We start from the raw sequence: 15,565 nt of genomic DNA, 5'->3' as shown, positions 1-15,565 counted from the left end.
CGCAAAAGCGAGAACCGCGACTAAAAAAAGAAGAGAGGAGAAGATAAGTAGCGCAGTAGCGAGAATCACGACTAAAAAAAGAAGAGAGGAGAAGATAAGTAGCGCAAAAGCGAGAACCGCGACTAAAAAAAGAAAAGAGGAAAAGATAAGTAGCGCAAAAGCGAGAATCAGGACTAATAAAAGAAGAGAGGAAAAGATAAGTAGCGCAAAAGCGAGAACCGCGACTAAAAAAAGAAGAGAGGAGAAGATAAGTAGCGCAAAAGCGAGAACCGCGACTAATAAAAGAAGAGAGGAGAAGATAAGTAGCGCAAAAGTGAGAATCGCGACTAATAAAAGGAGAAAGGAAAAGATAAGTAGCGTAAAAGCGAGAACCGCGACTAATAAAAGGAGAAAGGAAAAGATAAGTAGTGCAAAAGTGAGAACCGCGACTAATAAAAGAAGAAAGGAAAAGATAAGTAGCGCAAAAGCGAGAACCGCGACTAATAAAAGAAAAGAGGTTTATGGAGAATTGACCACAGCGAATATATGAGATTCAACTAGCTCAGATTCGTTATAAATGCGATAAATTTGTCCAGTTTCATCATGATATGTCCGCATTGCCAAAACTGTTGACGATAAAATGGTTGGATGCATTGAAAACAGATCAAAGGTTAGTCATTTAATTAGAAAATCGCTACTAACAAACAAGCAGAACTTGCAGATTAGTAGCGAACGAATCATATTTATATCACACCAATGACTACAGCAGTTAGAACGAGCACAATACTTAGTCCCCAAAGCCAGAAGAGAGAATAGCGTAAATGTTTGCCCATCTCTAGGCCAGCAAGACCTAGGGCAAGCCAAACAGCTGGAGCAAGTGGACTGACAAAGGTACCAACAATATTACCAATAATCATAGCATAAGCTGTTGATAAAGAGGCGACTCCGTATGTGGCTGCAATTTGATCAACTACTGGTAATAAAGCAAAGTAATATGCATCAGTACTCAACACTAGATCAAAAGGAACACCAAATATTCCAACGATAATATGGACAAATGGGCCAATAAAGGCAGGTAGAATACTAGCTGCATCCTCAGCAATAGCTGTTAACATACCGGTTCCATTGAGGACACCTAAAAATAGACCTGCTGCGATGATAATGGATGCCATTGTCATTGCTCCTGGTGCATGAGCTTTAACTCTCGCCATTTGCTCATCGACTGTTCTAAAGTTAATAGGTAAGATGATACTAACACCAATTAAAAAGGCCAGTCCTGCAGGGATAATACCTGATACGAGAACCCCTAAGACGAGCAGGGCTAAGATTGCATTGACCCAAATTAGCTTGGGTCTAGCGAGGTGATTTGCCGCTGCCTTTTCTGCTTCTTGATCATGGAAGTCTTCAGCAACTTCAATCGCAGCAGCTGCTTCTAAGGAACCATACATTTTTGTAATACGTTTCTTCTCCCTTATACCCATATAAACAGCCAATGAGAGTATTAATAATAATCCAATTAGTTGGATAGGAATAAGCGGCTTCCAAAGCTCCGTTACATCCATTTCTAATACCGACGCTGTTCTTCCTAATGGGCCGGCCCAAGGAATCATATTGACAATCCCTGCACTTCCCGCAATTAACAGAAGTAATAGGTAAGGATTCATTTTTAATCGTTTGTACAGAGGTAATAGTGCAGGAATGGTTAATAAAAATGTTGATGCACCTGAGCCATCTAAGTGAGCAACTGTTGCGACCAATACAGTACCGACCGTTACAGCGATAATATTTCCATTTGAAAAGGAAACAAGCTTATTAATTAACGGATCAAATAGACCAACATCTTGTAATATACCAAAGAAAATAATAGCAAACATAAACATGACTGCGACGTTAATAACAGAACTTATACCGCTTTCAAAAAATCCCCCAACCTCAGCAAAACTATACCCTGCAAGCATAGCGCCGATAATTGGTGGAATCACCATCGCAACAATCGGACTGACTTTTCCACTAATCAGTAAAGCGACAATAATTATAATTGTAATAATACCTATTAAACTCAAACTCAATTTTTTCCTTCCCCTCTTCGTTCATTCATTGATGAATGCGTTTTCAAATATCATAAAAATAAGATTAGTATGAAAATAACACGAGGAGAAAAAAGAAAGAATATTTTGTTCATAATCTGAATATTATTCTTTCTTATCTATTTTGTTCATAAGTTTCATGAACAGATCACGTATTTTCTTTGTGGTCGACCGACACTACCGTAAATGAGTCGCGTCTCTACCCGATTCATAGATACGAGATATTCTAAATATCTACGAGAGGTTGAGCGACTTATACCAGTTTGCTCACTTAATTCAACTGCTGTTAAACCTTCTTCTACTAACCCTTCAAACAAGTGTAGGATCTTTTCTAGCGTAATCGCATCAATGCCCTTTGGGAGTAATTGCTCTTCTTCCACATGGGAAGGATGAATATGAAATACGTTTGTTAGTTCATCCACTTGTTCTTGATCTAATTGCTCATCTGTCCATAGTTGTCTAAAACGTTCATAGCGATTTAAACTTTGGAGGAGTCGATCTATACTAACGGGTTTCACTACATAATCAAATACCCCTGCTCTTAATGCGATTCTAACAGAGTGGGCTTGTTTTTCAGCACTAATAATAATGATATCAATGGATGGATAAAGCGAACGTATTTTCCAAAGTAATGACATACCCTCCACATCAGGAATATATATATCTAGAAAAATAACATCAATTTCATGAGCATTCTTTTCTAAATAAAATAGTGCATCCGCAGCGCTTCGAGCAACCTCTTTAACGGAGAATTGATGATTTTGCTCAATATAACTTTTGTTAATATCTGCTACTCGGAAATCATCTTCAATGATGAATACGTGGTATTTTTCCATCCTTACTCTTCTCCCTTCTTTGGTAAAATAATGATAAAACTCGTTCCACTATTTTCCCCACTTTCTACAAGAATCTCGCCGTCTACGTCGTTAATCATTTTTTTAGAAATAGCTAAGCCTACCCCACGGTAGTCGCCTTCTTTCATCGTAAATCCTTGATCAAAGATTTTCTCCAGCAACTTGTCTTTAATGCCAGTACCTGAATCTTGAACCTCGAAAACACAATCATTTCCGATATCTGTAAAATAAATACTTACTTCGCGCACGCCATTTTTTTGGCCTCTTACAGCTTCTAAGGCATTTTCAATAATATTCCCTAGTGCTGTTAAAATAGCATTCTGTCTTTCTAGCGAAAATGATATCATCATTCTACTCTCTTCATGGATCGTCATCTCGATGCCCCACTCATTTGCCTGATTGTACTTACCTTGTAATAATGCTTGCAATAGGGGATCAGCAATCCTTTTCGTTAAGAAATTTAGGCGGGTCATTTGCGAATGATTTTCTTTACGAATAAAGGACATCGCTTTTTGCGTTTCATTATTTTGTAATAGTCCAAGAATGATATGCATTTTGTTAGAAAATTCATGGGTAAATGCCCTTTGTGCATGAGCATATTGTTTAATTCGACTCAATTCTTTGACTACGCCTGCTAACTCTGTTTTTTTCCTAAAGGTATAAACGGCCCCAGGCTGTTCTCCTTGAAGGGAGACTCCGTTTAGGAGAATAATCGTCTCACCTAATATTAATTCTTGATCACGAATAAGTCCTGTTATCTGCTGAGGAACTGGCAGTAATGCGCGAATCTCGCGCCCTATAAATTCGCTTTCTTCGGCATCTGTCCCGATAATCTCTCTCGCGTTCTTATTAACGGCAGTGATGTGTCCTAAATGATCAACAGCGATCATTCCTTCATGTGTGGACTGTAGAATCGCTTTATTTTGATAATATAATTGAGAGATCTGCTCCGGCTCCATATGAAATAATATTCTTTTTATGTAGTTAGTAATTAAAACGGCCCCAGCCATACCTAATAAAATCGCTAATACGAGTGCAACGAATAGTGGTTTGCTCTTATCTTGAATAATTTCTTGAATATTCCCGTTGAGAAAACCAACGGAAACGACACCAATGATTTCCCCATCCTTTTTAATCGGTACTTTCCCCCGAATAGATAATCCCAATGTTCCCTCTTTTTTAGATTGATAAGATTCACCGTTCAAAATCGCCCGTTTATTATCGCCGCCAACCATTTTCTTCCCAATAAAATCAGGGTTAGGGTGAGAATATCTAATGCCATCTCTATTGCCAACAACAATAAACTCAGCTCCTGATGCCTCTTGAATAGGTGTAATGATTTTCTGAATGGTAGAAGCGGGATTACTTAGCTCAAAGGCATCCTGAATTTCAGGTATATTGGCAACTGTATGTGCTAAGCTTAACGCTTTTTGTCCTGTTTGTTCTTCAACCATATCGGATAGGTAGCGAAATAAATAAATAGTAAAAATCAAAAATACAAGCAAAATGAGTAAGCTAATTAAAGCAATCATTTTTCCTTTTAAGCCAAAGTTTTTCCACTTCATCTGCTCCGCCCCTACTGAATTTGTAATAGTGAAAATAATGATATTATAACACGAGATAGTCGTTACTTTAACAAATAGAAAGCGCCCGAAAATGGACCTCGGGGCGCCTTCTATTTATTATCAATTTCCCTTACAACATCTTCAAGCGTCACATTTAAAAGAACCTTTTCCATGGCAAGCTGTGCTGAGATAAAAATAGGTTCTATCGTTTGTTGAATATTTCTCCCTACAAAACAATCAGGGTTCGGTTGGTCATGGAGACTGAATAACTCATTTTCCGAAACGACTTCAACGGCTTGATAGACGTCAAGTAGAGTAATGTCTGCTAAGCCTTTTTTAAGTTTAGCCCCAGCTTTCCCAGGGTGGACTTCAACGAGATCGGCTTTTTTCAGCATCCCGATAATTTTGCGAATGACGGCTGGATTTGTATTGACACTGCCTGCTATCGTTTCAGAGGTATTAATCTCTTTATTTAATTCAAGTAATGTTAATATATGAATTCCCACAGCAAATCGACTGCTTATGGTCATGTTTATCACCTTTCTTTAAAAGGAAGAATCATAGTGAATATTATTATACCGCAATCACAAGAAAAGGAAAAAGGTGAGAATTGACAAAAAAGACACCTGTAACTATAATGATTACATGTAATCAACTCAATTACAACAAGGAGGTATTTTTATTATGAAAATAGCTATTATTGGGGCTAGTGGAAAAGCAGGTCAATTCATTTTGGATGAAGCAGTAGCCAGAGAACATGAAGTAACGGCAATCGTAAGAAATGCAGGAAGAATAAATAATAGCCAAGTAGAAGTGATAGAAAAAACATTTTCGATATACAAGCTAAGGACGTAAAAAAATACGATATCATTGTGAATGCTTTTAAATCACCTCAAGGCCAAGAGGAACAACATGTGGAAGCAGGCAAAGTACTGATTGATGCGCTAAAAGGTCAGCAATCTAGGCTAATCGTTGTTGGTGGTGCAGGCAGTCTATATGTAGACGAAGAAACTCTTTTATATGAAACAGCAGATTTTCCTAAAGCTTACCTGCCAACTGCTACACAAATGGGGAAAGATTTAGCGCAACTTCAAAACAGCCAAAACGTCAATTGGACATATATTAGCCCAGGTGCTTTCTTCGACGCAGAAGGTAAACGAAGCGGAAGCTATCAAAAAGGAAAAGATAAACTATTCTTCAACAATCAAGGAGATAGTTATATAAGCTATGCAGACTTTGCTATCGCTGTCCTTGATGAAGCTGAACAAGGCAAACATGTAAATGAACGCATTGCTGTTGTTGGCGACAGAGCATAAAGGAATCGAGAAAAATGAACTTACCCCTTCTATATAGATGGGGTATTTTTTATGAGCAAATGAAGATGCGAACACAAGAGAGGAGAAAAAACAAATATAGCCCAGGTTAGTCCTGAAATAAGTGAATTCAAGTTGTAGGGTGTGTATGGAGCTTATCCTCTTTTCCTAGGTGTTTAAATTGATTTTCCAACATACGGACGTGAAAGTAGAGGTGCTTGGGCGCAAATCACTAGTTGTACGTATATAAATAAATCCAGCTCATCTCAATAGCGAAAACTCATCACATACTCATAATCCCGCTGCTTAAAACCCTGTTATTTTTATTGTAAGTGCAAGTATCTTTCATTATAATTTCCCTGTTCTGGCGATAAAAATTAGTACTTACTGGCAGGATTCGACATGTTTCTACCGAATGTATAGCCTAGACATAGCGATAAAGTGAGGAAAGAATAACATGGAATTAACCATTTGTAAGTCTACATTGCAGGGCATACTAAAAAATATTAGTAAGGTGTTAAAAAATAGTCAATCTCCTATGAAAATAATTGTAAACAGTCATCAAGTCACGTTCATTGCTGGAAATGAAGATGTGCTTATGGAAATAAATATACCCTCCGAAACGGACGAGGGGCTCATCATTAAACGCACAGGCTCTGTTATTATTTCTGCCAAATACTTTTCTGATATTATTAAGAAGTTACCAGCCAATATACATATTTACTTGAGTGAGCATAGTACGATTAACATTCAATCAGAAGAAATTCATACAAGAATTTTCGCTTTAACAAACGTAAAGACACTAAATATTCCTGATGTGCCAGCAGAAGGGGTTCTTTCATTGAATGCAGCAGAACTTCATACGCTCATCCGGCAAACAGTGTTTGCTGCTGCTGTTCATGACAATCGTCCGGCCTTAACGGGTGTTAAAATCGTTGCTCGTCATGGCGAGCTCACTTTCATAAGTACAGATGCTCATCGTTATTCTATTAGTTCATTGACGATACCTTCACAGTTAGAAACAGAAATGATTGTTCCAAGTGAAAGTCTACTTGAATGGTCGAAACTTAGCTTACATACAGAGGAAGAGGTTACATTATCACTTTCTAAAAACCATCTAGCTTTGAAAAGTAAACATTGTCATTTTTATATAAGACTGATAGAAGGACGATATCCGGCCACAAGTGATTTTATTCCAAAGCAAAAGGTCAGTTCTTTTCATATCCATACTGAAACCTTTTTACATGGAATTGAGCGAGCAGCACTCTTTTCGGATGCTAAAAAGAATCATCATATTAAATTACAAATACAAAATGGGAGACTGCGGATATCTTCCAATGCCAAACAAATAGGCAGGATTGAAGAATGGCAACCAATTGAAGAGTTATCAGGGAAAGGTGATGTAGAAGTATTTCTTGATAATCACTTTTTATTAGATTATTTGCGCGTAATAGATGATGAATATATTTGCTGTACATACAGTGGAACGATGAAGCCCGTTTTATTTGAACCAGTGAAGGGTTCTCTTTTTCAACATCTGATATCGCAAGTGCGATCTTTTTAAGAAATCATGTTCATTTACCTTTTAATAACCAAAAACCAACCAATATCACTACAATTCCGAACCCTGTCCGAAGAGTAGGTGTTTCTTTAAAAAAGAGGTACCCAATGATTAGACTAACAAGAATCTCAATCCCTTTAGAGGCGATGAGGGAAAAAGAAAGGTTATCGACATGTTTGCTTAAAAACTTTACACCATAGCCAATCATTAAACTGGCAGCAATAAATAAAGGAACAAGTTTAATATAGTACCAAAGTGTAGAAAGAAAAAAGGTATCAATGTGCTTCGTTTGATAGGCATAAATGCCGTTGATAATAAATAATCCACAAACCATCAATAGAATCGCTAAGAATATCATATGTTGAGCTCCCTATATAAAAAGAATACTTTAGTTTGCTCAGTTTGTTATTTAATTATGTGTTTGAGTAAGGAGGGATGAAAATGCAAAAAGACAAGGTGAAATTACTTATATTATTATTAGGAAGTGTGTTTATCCTGGGTGCTGCGATGGTTATTATGCTCAAAATATATAACCAACATGTCGAAAATGAACAGATTATTGAGCGCTGTTATGAGGAGTCAGGTGACCGATCATTAACGATTGAGAAAAACGGTGTATTTTCAGAAGTATCTTGCAAGTATCATTAAAGTAGGGATGGTGGAGAAGGATGTGGAAAAGAAAAATGCTCCAAACCCAAAGAGGTGTGTTTGAAATCTTTCAAAAGGGAGTTGGAAAGCCTTTATGCGTTGCGCATCTTTATGCCGTCTTTAATGAAACAGGAGACTATTTTGCTGATACATTCTCTAAGCGTTTTTGCGTAACGTTAATAAATATACGCGGGGTGGGAGAATCAGAGCAAGCTCATGAGCCATATGAATATAGTATGGTAGATAGCGTATTAGATATAGAGGCAATAAGAGTAGCATTAGGCTATGAAAGATGGATTTATGCCGGTCATTCAACAGGTGGAATGATTGGCCTTCTTTATGCACTGCTTCATCAGTCTTCGTTAGAATCACTTGTTATTGTGGGTTCAGCAGCAAGAGACTACACAGAGTCCTCAGCATGCATCTATAATGAAAAACATCCCAAATTTGCTGAAATGCAACAGTATCAATTTGCATTAACTCAGCCAAATGTAACTGCAATAGATAAAGAACAGTTAAAAAAGAAACGTATCCAGCTTTCTCTATTTGAACCCGAAAAATACACCCAATATTTTACGGGCAACATATGTAAGGATATGTCAGGGGTGAGGTTGGATTTTTTCAGTAGAGAAGCCGTTCTTTTTGATATAACAAGGAAATTAAAGCAAATCAACATACCGACGAACATTTGTTGTGGACGTTATGATGTCCAGTGCCCGGTTGAGTATTCGAAGGAAATCCACCAAGAAATACCCCAATCACAGCTATTTATTTTTGAAAATAGCAATCATTATCCATTTTTGGAGGAGAAAGACTTATTCCAGAAAGTAATCGTTCAAGCCTTGAATTAATGACGGTACATCTCACTTTCTTCGGAAATATTCACTCGAAAACGAAAGAAAATACCTCCAAGAAGTGTAATGACAACTAAAGTCCAAGTAAGAAAAAAGACGGTTCCGATTGTTGAAAAATCAATTAGATAATTCGTTGTTCGCACTTGGTACATCACAGAAAACAGAGGAAAAGAGACGGCACCGAAAAGTAAAATCAGTAGACTTAATCGTGTAGCTGTTTTTCGATAGAGCTTTGAAAAGATCAGTAGAAAACTAATTAAAAGCAATATCAATGTCATGATGCTAATAAACATAAAGATACTCAATTCGATTCACCTCTTTTAGAAATTGAAAGGGGGTGAATTGACATGGACCCCCCTTTTATTTATTTACCATTGACTGTAAAGATAAACTTGTTTAATAAAGTCGCTTGAAACTATCAAAATGTTTGCTCCAATAAGGGTTGTCTAAGCTGGTGATCATAACACCACTTGATGAAGCATGGATGAATTGATTATTTCCGATATAAAACCCTAAGTGAGAGATTCCTTTTTTATAAGTACCCTCAAAGAAAACAATATCACCCGGTACAGGGTCGTTTACATAATACGAACGGCTAAAATAACCCTCGGCGTTTGTTCTCGCAATGTTTGTTCCTGTTTGCTTCAGTACGTAATAGATAAATCCACTACAATCAAACCCACTTGGCGTTGATCCGCCCCAAACATAGCGCGTATTTAAGTGCTTCTTAGCCTCATTAATTATGGCAGCGGCATTTCCTGAGATATTGTCATTTGTTGGATTAGACGGCTTCGTCTCTGTATCCTTACCAGCATTATTACTGGTTACATATAATTTTTTTCCGGCAAAAATTAAATCAGAACTTAACTGATTCCACTTTTTTAAATTGCTAACAGTCGTGTTTGTCTTTTTAGCGATGCCACTTAGTGTGTCTCCAGGCTGAATAACATATGTATCCTTCTTGGAATTGGAATTCCCGCTACTTCCATTTGAACCGTTTGATGGTTTGGAAGAAGCATTTCCAGAATTACTTGAGGATGAACTATTCACTTTAAGTGCTTGTCCTGGGAAAATGAGATCGCCTTTTAAATTATTGAGATCTACTAAAGCTTTGACAGTCATATTATGTTGGCGTGCAATCTTAGATAAAGTATCTCCTGACACCACTTTATATGTACCTGAACTAGACTGATTAGAAGAATTATTCTCTTTTGCAGGTGCTGAGTTTTCACTAGAGACAATGAGCTTTTGGTTAATTTGTAAGAAGTCTGAGTTTAAATCATTCCATTTTTTTAGCTGAGAAACAGATGTATTGTATTTCTTAGCTATATCCCATAATGTATCTCCTTGTTTTACAGTATGAGTTGAGTCAGCGGACGCTTGAGCGGCAAAAGCAGAGGAAACGACAGCAATCGTGGCCATCGACACCATATGTTTTTTCACGTCTAGTAATCTCTCCTTTACTCCAAGATTTCGTCAATTCTATCATAATATCGTCTATAGAATTATATTTTTTACAACCTTTTACAAAATAAGATGAAAAAACATTATTTTCGAGGACTTTCGACTTGGTTCTTGAAACATACGACATAATATGACAGCTTATGATAAAGTTCTTGTCGAAGAAAAATGTCGACTATCATCGAATGAGCAGACATATGTCAATTGATGTTGAAAAATGGGGGTAAATTAGGTGGAAGGATATATTTAAATGCTTCCATATAAGTATATTTACAAAAACGGAAATTTTTTGACAATTTAATATTGATTCATATTGGGAATTTTAGTATAATATTCCTAAGAAATACTAGGAGGATAGTTTGGTTTGGATGCAGAAAACCCTATTAATCTACTAGAATTATTATTGAAGGCGCACGAAAATGGAATGAGTCAAGGGGATGTAGATGTAGAGAAATATGTCGAACAATTGGCAGTGGATCTTAAACACTTACTAAGCCCACGGCGTTCCTTTTAACAAGAAAAAGCACCTTCTGGCGGGAAAGTGCTTTTGCTCAAACCTTATTAATGTTGGGTAGGTAGTGGTGCACCATGTTGAGTCGGCAGCGGTTCAGCGCCATGTTGAGTTGGTAGTGGTGAAGATCCGTGTTGAGTTGGAAGCGGCTCAGCACCGTGCTGAGTAGGAAGTGGTTCAGCGCCATGTTGGGTCGGTAGCGGTTCAGCTCCAACAAATCCTCCGAAAGCAACCATTGAAAGTGCAACAACTGATGCAGAAACGAATTTTTTCATTTTCCTTTCTCCTTTCAATATAGAAATATCTTACAATACAAATATTAACACTTTTCTAATAATTTATCTAGCTCTATCCCTACTAATTTGGCAAATTTTTCATCATTTTGTAGTAAAAAGATAGATTTTGCCCGATTAATATACTCCGTACCTATATCTATCTCACCAATTTTGATGTAACTTTCGCCCGATTGGAAGTAAAATTCCCCAAATAAATAGAGAATCTCATTATTAATGCAATAATTAATCCCTAAATTACTATATTTCAACGAGTCCTCATAATTATTCATTGCTGCTAATGTTTGTGACAGCCCATACAAAATCCGCAATTTCACTTTCGGATCCAGTATATGCGGAAGCGAATCCAAATTATCTAACGCATCCTCAAACATATTAGAAGCAAATATGAAGTCCTTTTCTTCAAGTTTAATAATCGCTAAGCTCGTAAGAATTTCAATTTCGTTCTCTGTCAGTCTACTTCTATCAGGGTTCGTTAAATCGATTGCTTGATAAAGGAGTTTTACCGCATCATCCTCATTTTGGTGTAAATAATACTCACAAATCCCCTCATGCCAAAGCATAAATTGCATAGAAATTCGCTGCTTAAATAAAGGGTTGTCCCTCTCTTGTTCAATAATCCCATAAATCGCTTGATAATCACGTTCACGCTTATACTTCTTAATTAATAAAAAAACAGCCGTAACATAATTGAAGGTACTTGATGATGCATAGTCAATGAAATGGCTGACTTCTACATTCAACCGTTCAGCCAATTCATATAACTGATCTAATGTTGGATACTTCTTGCCTTTTTCATATTCGATGATTTCTTCTGACGAACAAATTCCTTCTGCTAAATCCTCAATTGATAGTTTTTTAAATTGCCGAAGATCGCTGAGAATTTCTCCAAAACTTACTGGTGCAAGGCTCATAAACATACCTCCTTTTCCTTTTATAATAAGTAAATTTTGTATATTTATCAATAATTTTAAATGTTCAGATATAGGTAAAATTAAGTATTTTTTCGATTTTTTTTATTAAGTATGAAATTATATTGCGGTGGATAAACTGTTAGTCGGGTAAGAATACCAAAAAAAGGTCAATAAATCGACATTATTTCCTAGCGTTTTTTTGTTATAATACTGTCAGTAAGAAAATGGTGTAAAAAACCTATTGAACCATTATATCTTGCAAATATAAAAAGAATAGGTGAAGAAAATGGAAGAAAAGAATAACTATCGCGTATTGTTATACTACATGTACGTACCAATTGAAAACGGAGAAGAGTTCGCGATTGAACACAAAGCATTTTGTAACGAACTAGGATTAAAAGGCCGTATTTTGATTGCAGATGAAGGAATTAATGGGACTTGTTCAGGTACTGTAGAACAAACAGACCGCTACATCGAGCATATGAAAGCAGACCCACATTTTGCTGATATGATTTTCAAAATCGATGAAGTAGATGAACATGCGTTTCCAAAAATGAAAGTACGTTATCGTCCAGAGCTAGTTACTCTTCGATTAGAAGACGATATCAATCCAAATCAATTAACAGGTAAACATTTAAGCGCGAAAGAATTCTACGAGAGCTTAAATGATGAAAATACAGTTGTTTTAGACGCAAGAAATGATTATGAATATGATCTAGGTCACTTCCGTGGTGCCATTCGCCCAGATATTACAAACTTCCGCGACCTCCCTCAATGGGTAAGAGATAATAAAGAATTGTTAGGCGAGAAGAAAATTGTCACTTATTGTACTGGTGGTATTCGTTGTGAAAAATTCTCTGGCTGGTTACTTCAAGAAGGCTTTAAAGATGTAGGTCAACTGAATGGCGGTATCGTCACTTACGGAAAAGATCCCGAAGTCCAAGGCGATCTATGGGATGGCCAATTATATGTATTCGATGAAAGAATCGCAGTACCCGTCAACCGCAAAGAACATGTAGTTGTAGGGAAGGATTACTATTCTGGTGAGCCATGTGAACGTTACGTCAACTGTGCCAACCCAGAATGTAACAAAAAAATCCTTTGTTCTGAGGAAAATGAACACAAACATTTACGTAGCTGTTCCGAAGAATGCCGCTCACACCCACGCAACCGCTACATTGCAGAGCACGGGTTAACTGAAGAAGAAGTTAAAGAAAGATTAGCAGTATTATCATAATTAATGGAACCCCCGCAGGCTTTGGTCTATGGGGGTTTTTGTGTTTTTGGAAAAGGTATTTGTGTAGGTGCGTAATTGATTGATATATGTAAATGAAAGTTGATTTGGGGTAAATATTGCGCGCGAAAGAGAAAGGGAAGAAAGCAGGAATTGTTCGTAAATGGTGGATACGCGCAAAAGGGAAAGGAAAGAAAACCGGAATTGCGCGAACAGGCGGATACGCGCAAAAGGGAAAGGAAAGAAAACCGGAATTGCGCGCGATAGGCAGATACGCGCAAAAGAGAAAGAAAAGAAGCCGAGAAATGCGCGTAAAAGGCAGATACGCGCAAAAGAGAAAGAAAAGAAGCCGAGAAATGCGCGTAAAAGGCGGATACGCGCAAAAGAGAAAAGAAAGAAAGTAGGAAATGCGCGTAAAAGGCGGATACGCGCAAAAGAGAAAAGAAAGAAAGCAGGAAATGCGCGTAAAAGGCGGATACGCGCAAAAGAGAAAGGAAAGAAACCGAGAAATGCGCGTAACAGGCAGATACGCGCAAAAGAGAAAGGAAAGAAGCCGAGAAATGCGCGTAAAAGGTGGATACGCGCAAAAGGGAAAGGGGAGAAAGCAGGAATTGCGCGCAACAGGCAGATACGCGCAAAAGAGAAAGAAAAGAAGCCGAGAAATGCGCGTAACAGGCAGATACGCGCAAAAGAGAAAGGAAAGAAGCCGAGAAATGCGCGTAAATGGTGGATACGCGCAAAAGAGAAAGAAAAGAAGCCGAGAAATGCGCGCAACAGTCGGATACGCGCAAAAGAGAAAGGAAAGAAGCTGAGAAATGCGCGTAACAGGCAGATCCGCGAAAAGGGAAAGGAAGGAAGCCGAGAAATGCGCGTAACAGGCAGATCCGCGCAAAAGGGAAAGGGGAGAAAGCAGGAATTGCGCGCAACAGGCAGATCCGCGCAAAAGGGAAAGGAAAGAAAGCAGGAAATGCGCGTAACAGGCGGATACGCGCAAAAGAGAAAGAAAAGAAGCCGAGAAATGCGCGTAAAAGGTGGATACGCGCAAAAGAGAAAGGAAAGAAGCCGAGAAATGCGCGTAACAGGCAGATACGCGCAAAAGAGAAAGAAAAGAAGCCGAGAAATGCGTGTAACAGTCGGATACGCGCAAAAGAGAAAGGAAAGAAGCCGAGAAATGCGCGTAACAGGCAGATACGCGCAAAAGGGAAAGGAAAGAAAACCGGAATTGCGCGCGTGTAAGATATCAAAAAGGTAGGTGCGTAATCGTAACAAATGGTTTTTCCTCTTAGATCCTAAGTTACAGTCAATATTTGTTTTGTTTATAATAAGTAGATTTTCCTAAGCCATGACTTTCAAATTTGTTAAGCATGAAATAGTTAATGAATCTTTTACTAACCTCTCCACCAATCCAGTCAAAAATATTAGCCGTAGTTACCTTACGTTCTGGAAAAAGTGCCATATAATCTTGAATATTGTATAAGACAGTATCGTTGACTGTAGCAGAGTGATGACATTTCATGCAGGAAAATGTCTTTTTATGTTTTCTTTTCATCTTCCCTCCACAAACCCCGCAAAATAGCCCTTTCGCCATCTGATCAAAGTGATATTCAGGTTTATGGAGCAAGTGGATATCGTTTATGTGATTTGTTAATAAGGTATCAATAATTTTTGTGTGCATCCGTTGGGGTGAAAAGGTTTGTTGTTTGAGACCATCCAAGAATTCATGGATTTGTCCTGGAAGAATGAGTTGTTCTTGATGAGAGGCACCGTAGAGGATAAAAGTAGGGTGGACGAAAATAAGGTAATAGTCAAACGGCATGTTAAGTTGGTACTTTTTTAAGAATTGATGGAATAAGGGTTCGGCACGTTTGATCTGGTTGAGGGGATTCTTCATTTCTTTGTGAGAGGGGCTATACCACTTATCTCCATCTACTGAAAAATTTCCTTGGAAGTTTTTTACTTCAAAAAGTACTAGTTTGTTTTGGAGAATACAGAGGGCATCAATTTGAATCGTAGATTGATTCACTTCAAATTGAAGATCATATAGAATCGGGATGTTCTTCGGGAGTTCATTCAGATAGGTGGCCCAATTCTTCTCACCATTATAGCCTTTTTGTAAAGATTGAAGATAGTACGCAGATTCTGGAGGTAATTCGGTGCGACTGTGGATTGCTCGATAAAAACGGAGAGTAGTCGAAGCTTCGAGTGGTTTATAAACAGTCAAAAACATCATCCTTTCTTTTCCAAAATTATAACCGATAAGAGTGCCACTGTCATTCTTTTTCACCAGTAAG

At 37.7% G+C, this 15,565-nt stretch carries 18 protein-coding genes and 1 pseudogene; 9 read left to right on the top strand and 10 right to left on the bottom strand.

What is annotated here, in order from left to right:
• Window positions 1–722: 722 nt before the first annotated feature.
• The 4 genes from MKX67_RS21460 to MKX67_RS21445 all read right to left on the bottom strand — a co-directional run bounded on the left by MKX67_RS21460 (window position 723) and on the right by MKX67_RS21445 (window position 5,015).
• The gene (locus tag MKX67_RS21460; RefSeq protein ID WP_095371640.1) at window positions 723–2,048 is read right to left on the bottom strand and encodes a citrate:proton symporter; all 1,326 of its coding nucleotides are present in this window, start codon (window positions 2,046–2,048) and stop codon (window positions 723–725) included.
• 155 nt (window positions 2,049–2,203) lie between these two features.
• Window positions 2,204–2,902 carry a response regulator gene (locus MKX67_RS21455; RefSeq protein ID WP_342488761.1) on the bottom strand — a complete coding sequence of 233 codons (699 nt, stop codon included), beginning with the start codon at window positions 2,900–2,902 and terminating at the stop codon, window positions 2,204–2,206.
• A 2-nt stretch (window positions 2,903–2,904) separates the two neighbouring features.
• Complete coding sequence (locus MKX67_RS21450; RefSeq protein WP_341098089.1) at window positions 2,905–4,485, bottom strand: sensor histidine kinase; 1,581 nt, start codon at window positions 4,483–4,485, stop codon at window positions 2,905–2,907.
• Window positions 4,486–4,595: 110 nt separating this feature from the next.
• Window positions 4,596–5,015, bottom strand: a complete 420-nt coding sequence (locus MKX67_RS21445) for an Rrf2 family transcriptional regulator (protein ID WP_095371644.1) — start codon at window positions 5,013–5,015, stop codon at window positions 4,596–4,598.
• Window positions 5,016–5,169: 154 nt separating this feature from the next.
• On the opposite strand from MKX67_RS21445, the pseudogene MKX67_RS21440 reads away from it, so the two are divergent.
• Together MKX67_RS21440 and dnaN are read left to right on the top strand one after the other, a co-directional pair.
• Window positions 5,170–5,801: pseudogene (locus tag MKX67_RS21440) on the top strand (NAD(P)-dependent oxidoreductase).
• A 454-nt stretch (window positions 5,802–6,255) separates the two neighbouring features.
• Window positions 6,256–7,362: a DNA polymerase III subunit beta gene (dnaN, locus tag MKX67_RS21435; protein ID WP_342488760.1), complete on the top strand. Its 1,107-nt coding sequence runs from the start codon at window positions 6,256–6,258 to the stop codon at window positions 7,360–7,362.
• Window positions 7,363–7,372: 10 nt separating this feature from the next.
• Here dnaN and MKX67_RS21430 read toward each other — a convergent pair whose 3' ends face one another.
• The gene (locus MKX67_RS21430; protein ID WP_095371647.1) at window positions 7,373–7,717 is read right to left on the bottom strand and encodes a hypothetical protein; all 345 of its coding nucleotides are present in this window, start codon (window positions 7,715–7,717) and stop codon (window positions 7,373–7,375) included.
• Between the two features lie 83 nt (window positions 7,718–7,800).
• On the opposite strand from MKX67_RS21430, the gene MKX67_RS21425 reads away from it, so the two are divergent.
• Entirely contained in the window at window positions 7,801–8,007 is a 207-nt protein-coding gene (locus tag MKX67_RS21425; RefSeq protein WP_307318260.1) for a hypothetical protein, read from the top strand.
• Window positions 8,008–8,027: 20 nt separating this feature from the next.
• Window positions 8,028–8,858, top strand: coding sequence for an alpha/beta hydrolase (locus tag MKX67_RS21420; protein ID WP_307318261.1), 831 nt, complete (start codon window positions 8,028–8,030; stop codon window positions 8,856–8,858).
• Here the strand turns inward: MKX67_RS21420 and MKX67_RS21415 are convergent.
• Both MKX67_RS21415 and MKX67_RS21410 read right to left on the bottom strand, forming a co-directional pair.
• Window positions 8,855–9,166, bottom strand: a complete 312-nt coding sequence (locus MKX67_RS21415; protein WP_095371650.1) for a hypothetical protein — start codon at window positions 9,164–9,166, stop codon at window positions 8,855–8,857. The genes MKX67_RS21420 and MKX67_RS21415 overlap by 4 nt on opposite strands.
• A 91-nt stretch (window positions 9,167–9,257) precedes the next feature.
• Complete coding sequence (locus MKX67_RS21410; RefSeq protein WP_342488759.1) at window positions 9,258–10,304, bottom strand: LysM peptidoglycan-binding domain-containing protein; 1,047 nt, start codon at window positions 10,302–10,304, stop codon at window positions 9,258–9,260.
• A gap of 382 nt (window positions 10,305–10,686) precedes the next feature.
• Here MKX67_RS21410 and MKX67_RS21405 point away from each other — a divergent pair, with 382 nt between their 5' ends.
• Complete coding sequence (locus tag MKX67_RS21405; protein WP_281203165.1) at window positions 10,687–10,836, top strand: hypothetical protein; 150 nt, start codon at window positions 10,687–10,689, stop codon at window positions 10,834–10,836.
• Window positions 10,837–10,883: 47 nt separating this feature from the next.
• Here the strand turns inward: MKX67_RS21405 and MKX67_RS21400 are convergent, their stop codons facing one another.
• Together MKX67_RS21400 and MKX67_RS21395 are read right to left on the bottom strand one after the other, a co-directional pair.
• The gene (locus MKX67_RS21400) at window positions 10,884–11,108 is read right to left on the bottom strand and encodes a hypothetical protein (protein WP_095371652.1); all 225 of its coding nucleotides are present in this window, start codon (window positions 11,106–11,108) and stop codon (window positions 10,884–10,886) included.
• Between the two features lie 44 nt (window positions 11,109–11,152).
• The gene (locus tag MKX67_RS21395; protein WP_224936710.1) at window positions 11,153–12,040 is read right to left on the bottom strand and encodes a helix-turn-helix domain-containing protein; all 888 of its coding nucleotides are present in this window, start codon (window positions 12,038–12,040) and stop codon (window positions 11,153–11,155) included.
• A gap of 286 nt (window positions 12,041–12,326) precedes the next feature.
• Between MKX67_RS21395 and MKX67_RS21390 the strand changes: the two genes are divergently transcribed.
• The 4 genes from MKX67_RS21390 to MKX67_RS21375 all read left to right on the top strand — a co-directional run bounded on the left by MKX67_RS21390 (window position 12,327) and on the right by MKX67_RS21375 (window position 14,526).
• Window positions 12,327–13,277 carry a rhodanese-related sulfurtransferase gene (locus tag MKX67_RS21390; protein WP_342488758.1) on the top strand — a complete coding sequence of 317 codons (951 nt, stop codon included), beginning with the start codon at window positions 12,327–12,329 and terminating at the stop codon, window positions 13,275–13,277.
• Window positions 13,278–13,393: 116 nt separating this feature from the next.
• Window positions 13,394–13,678, top strand: a complete 285-nt coding sequence (locus MKX67_RS21385) for a hypothetical protein (protein WP_342488757.1) — start codon at window positions 13,394–13,396, stop codon at window positions 13,676–13,678.
• A gap of 3 nt (window positions 13,679–13,681) precedes the next feature.
• Complete coding sequence (locus tag MKX67_RS21380; protein WP_342488756.1) at window positions 13,682–14,086, top strand: hypothetical protein; 405 nt, start codon at window positions 13,682–13,684, stop codon at window positions 14,084–14,086.
• Between the two features lie 53 nt (window positions 14,087–14,139).
• Window positions 14,140–14,526: a hypothetical protein gene (locus tag MKX67_RS21375; RefSeq protein WP_342488755.1), complete on the top strand. Its 387-nt coding sequence runs from the start codon at window positions 14,140–14,142 to the stop codon at window positions 14,524–14,526.
• Window positions 14,527–14,574: 48 nt separating this feature from the next.
• Here the strand turns inward: MKX67_RS21375 and MKX67_RS21370 are convergent, their stop codons facing one another.
• Window positions 14,575–15,495 carry an NERD domain-containing protein gene (locus tag MKX67_RS21370; protein WP_342488754.1) on the bottom strand — a complete coding sequence of 307 codons (921 nt, stop codon included), beginning with the start codon at window positions 15,493–15,495 and terminating at the stop codon, window positions 14,575–14,577.
• Between the last annotated feature and the right edge of the window lie 70 nt (window positions 15,496–15,565).

Origin of the sequence: Cytobacillus sp. FSL W7-1323 (assembly GCF_038595015.1) — a bacterium.
Classification (GTDB): Bacteria; Bacillota; Bacilli; order Bacillales; family Cytobacillaceae; genus Cytobacillus; species Cytobacillus kochii.
This window is presented reverse-complemented; position numbering and strand designations above follow the sequence as displayed.

What these genes read in the sequence shown, in the direction of transcription:
- MKX67_RS21425 (WP_307318260.1), top strand. Translation starts at nt 7,801, where the DNA reads ATGCAAAAAGACAAGGTGAAATTACTTATATTATTATTAGGAAGTGTG.
- MKX67_RS21430 (WP_095371647.1), bottom strand. Translation starts at nt 7,717, where the DNA reads ATGATATTCTTAGCGATTCTATTGATGGTTTGTGGATTATTTATTATC.
- MKX67_RS21455 (WP_342488761.1), bottom strand. Translation starts at nt 2,902, where the DNA reads ATGGAAAAATACCACGTATTCATCATTGAAGATGATTTCCGAGTAGCA.
- MKX67_RS21420 (WP_307318261.1), top strand. Translation starts at nt 8,028, where the DNA reads ATGTGGAAAAGAAAAATGCTCCAAACCCAAAGAGGTGTGTTTGAAATC.
- MKX67_RS21390 (WP_342488758.1), top strand. Translation starts at nt 12,327, where the DNA reads ATGGAAGAAAAGAATAACTATCGCGTATTGTTATACTACATGTACGTA.
- dnaN (WP_342488760.1), top strand. Translation starts at nt 6,256, where the DNA reads ATGGAATTAACCATTTGTAAGTCTACATTGCAGGGCATACTAAAAAAT.
- MKX67_RS21375 (WP_342488755.1), top strand. Translation starts at nt 14,140, where the DNA reads ATGCGCGTAACAGGCAGATCCGCGCAAAAGGGAAAGGGGAGAAAGCAG.
- MKX67_RS21395 (WP_224936710.1), bottom strand. Translation starts at nt 12,040, where the DNA reads ATGAGCCTTGCACCAGTAAGTTTTGGAGAAATTCTCAGCGATCTTCGG.
- MKX67_RS21445 (WP_095371644.1), bottom strand. Translation starts at nt 5,015, where the DNA reads ATGACCATAAGCAGTCGATTTGCTGTGGGAATTCATATATTAACATTA.
- MKX67_RS21450 (WP_341098089.1), bottom strand. Translation starts at nt 4,485, where the DNA reads ATGAAGTGGAAAAACTTTGGCTTAAAAGGAAAAATGATTGCTTTAATT.
- MKX67_RS21380 (WP_342488756.1), top strand. Translation starts at nt 13,682, where the DNA reads ATGCGCGTAAAAGGCGGATACGCGCAAAAGAGAAAAGAAAGAAAGCAG.
- MKX67_RS21400 (WP_095371652.1), bottom strand. Translation starts at nt 11,108, where the DNA reads ATGAAAAAATTCGTTTCTGCATCAGTTGTTGCACTTTCAATGGTTGCT.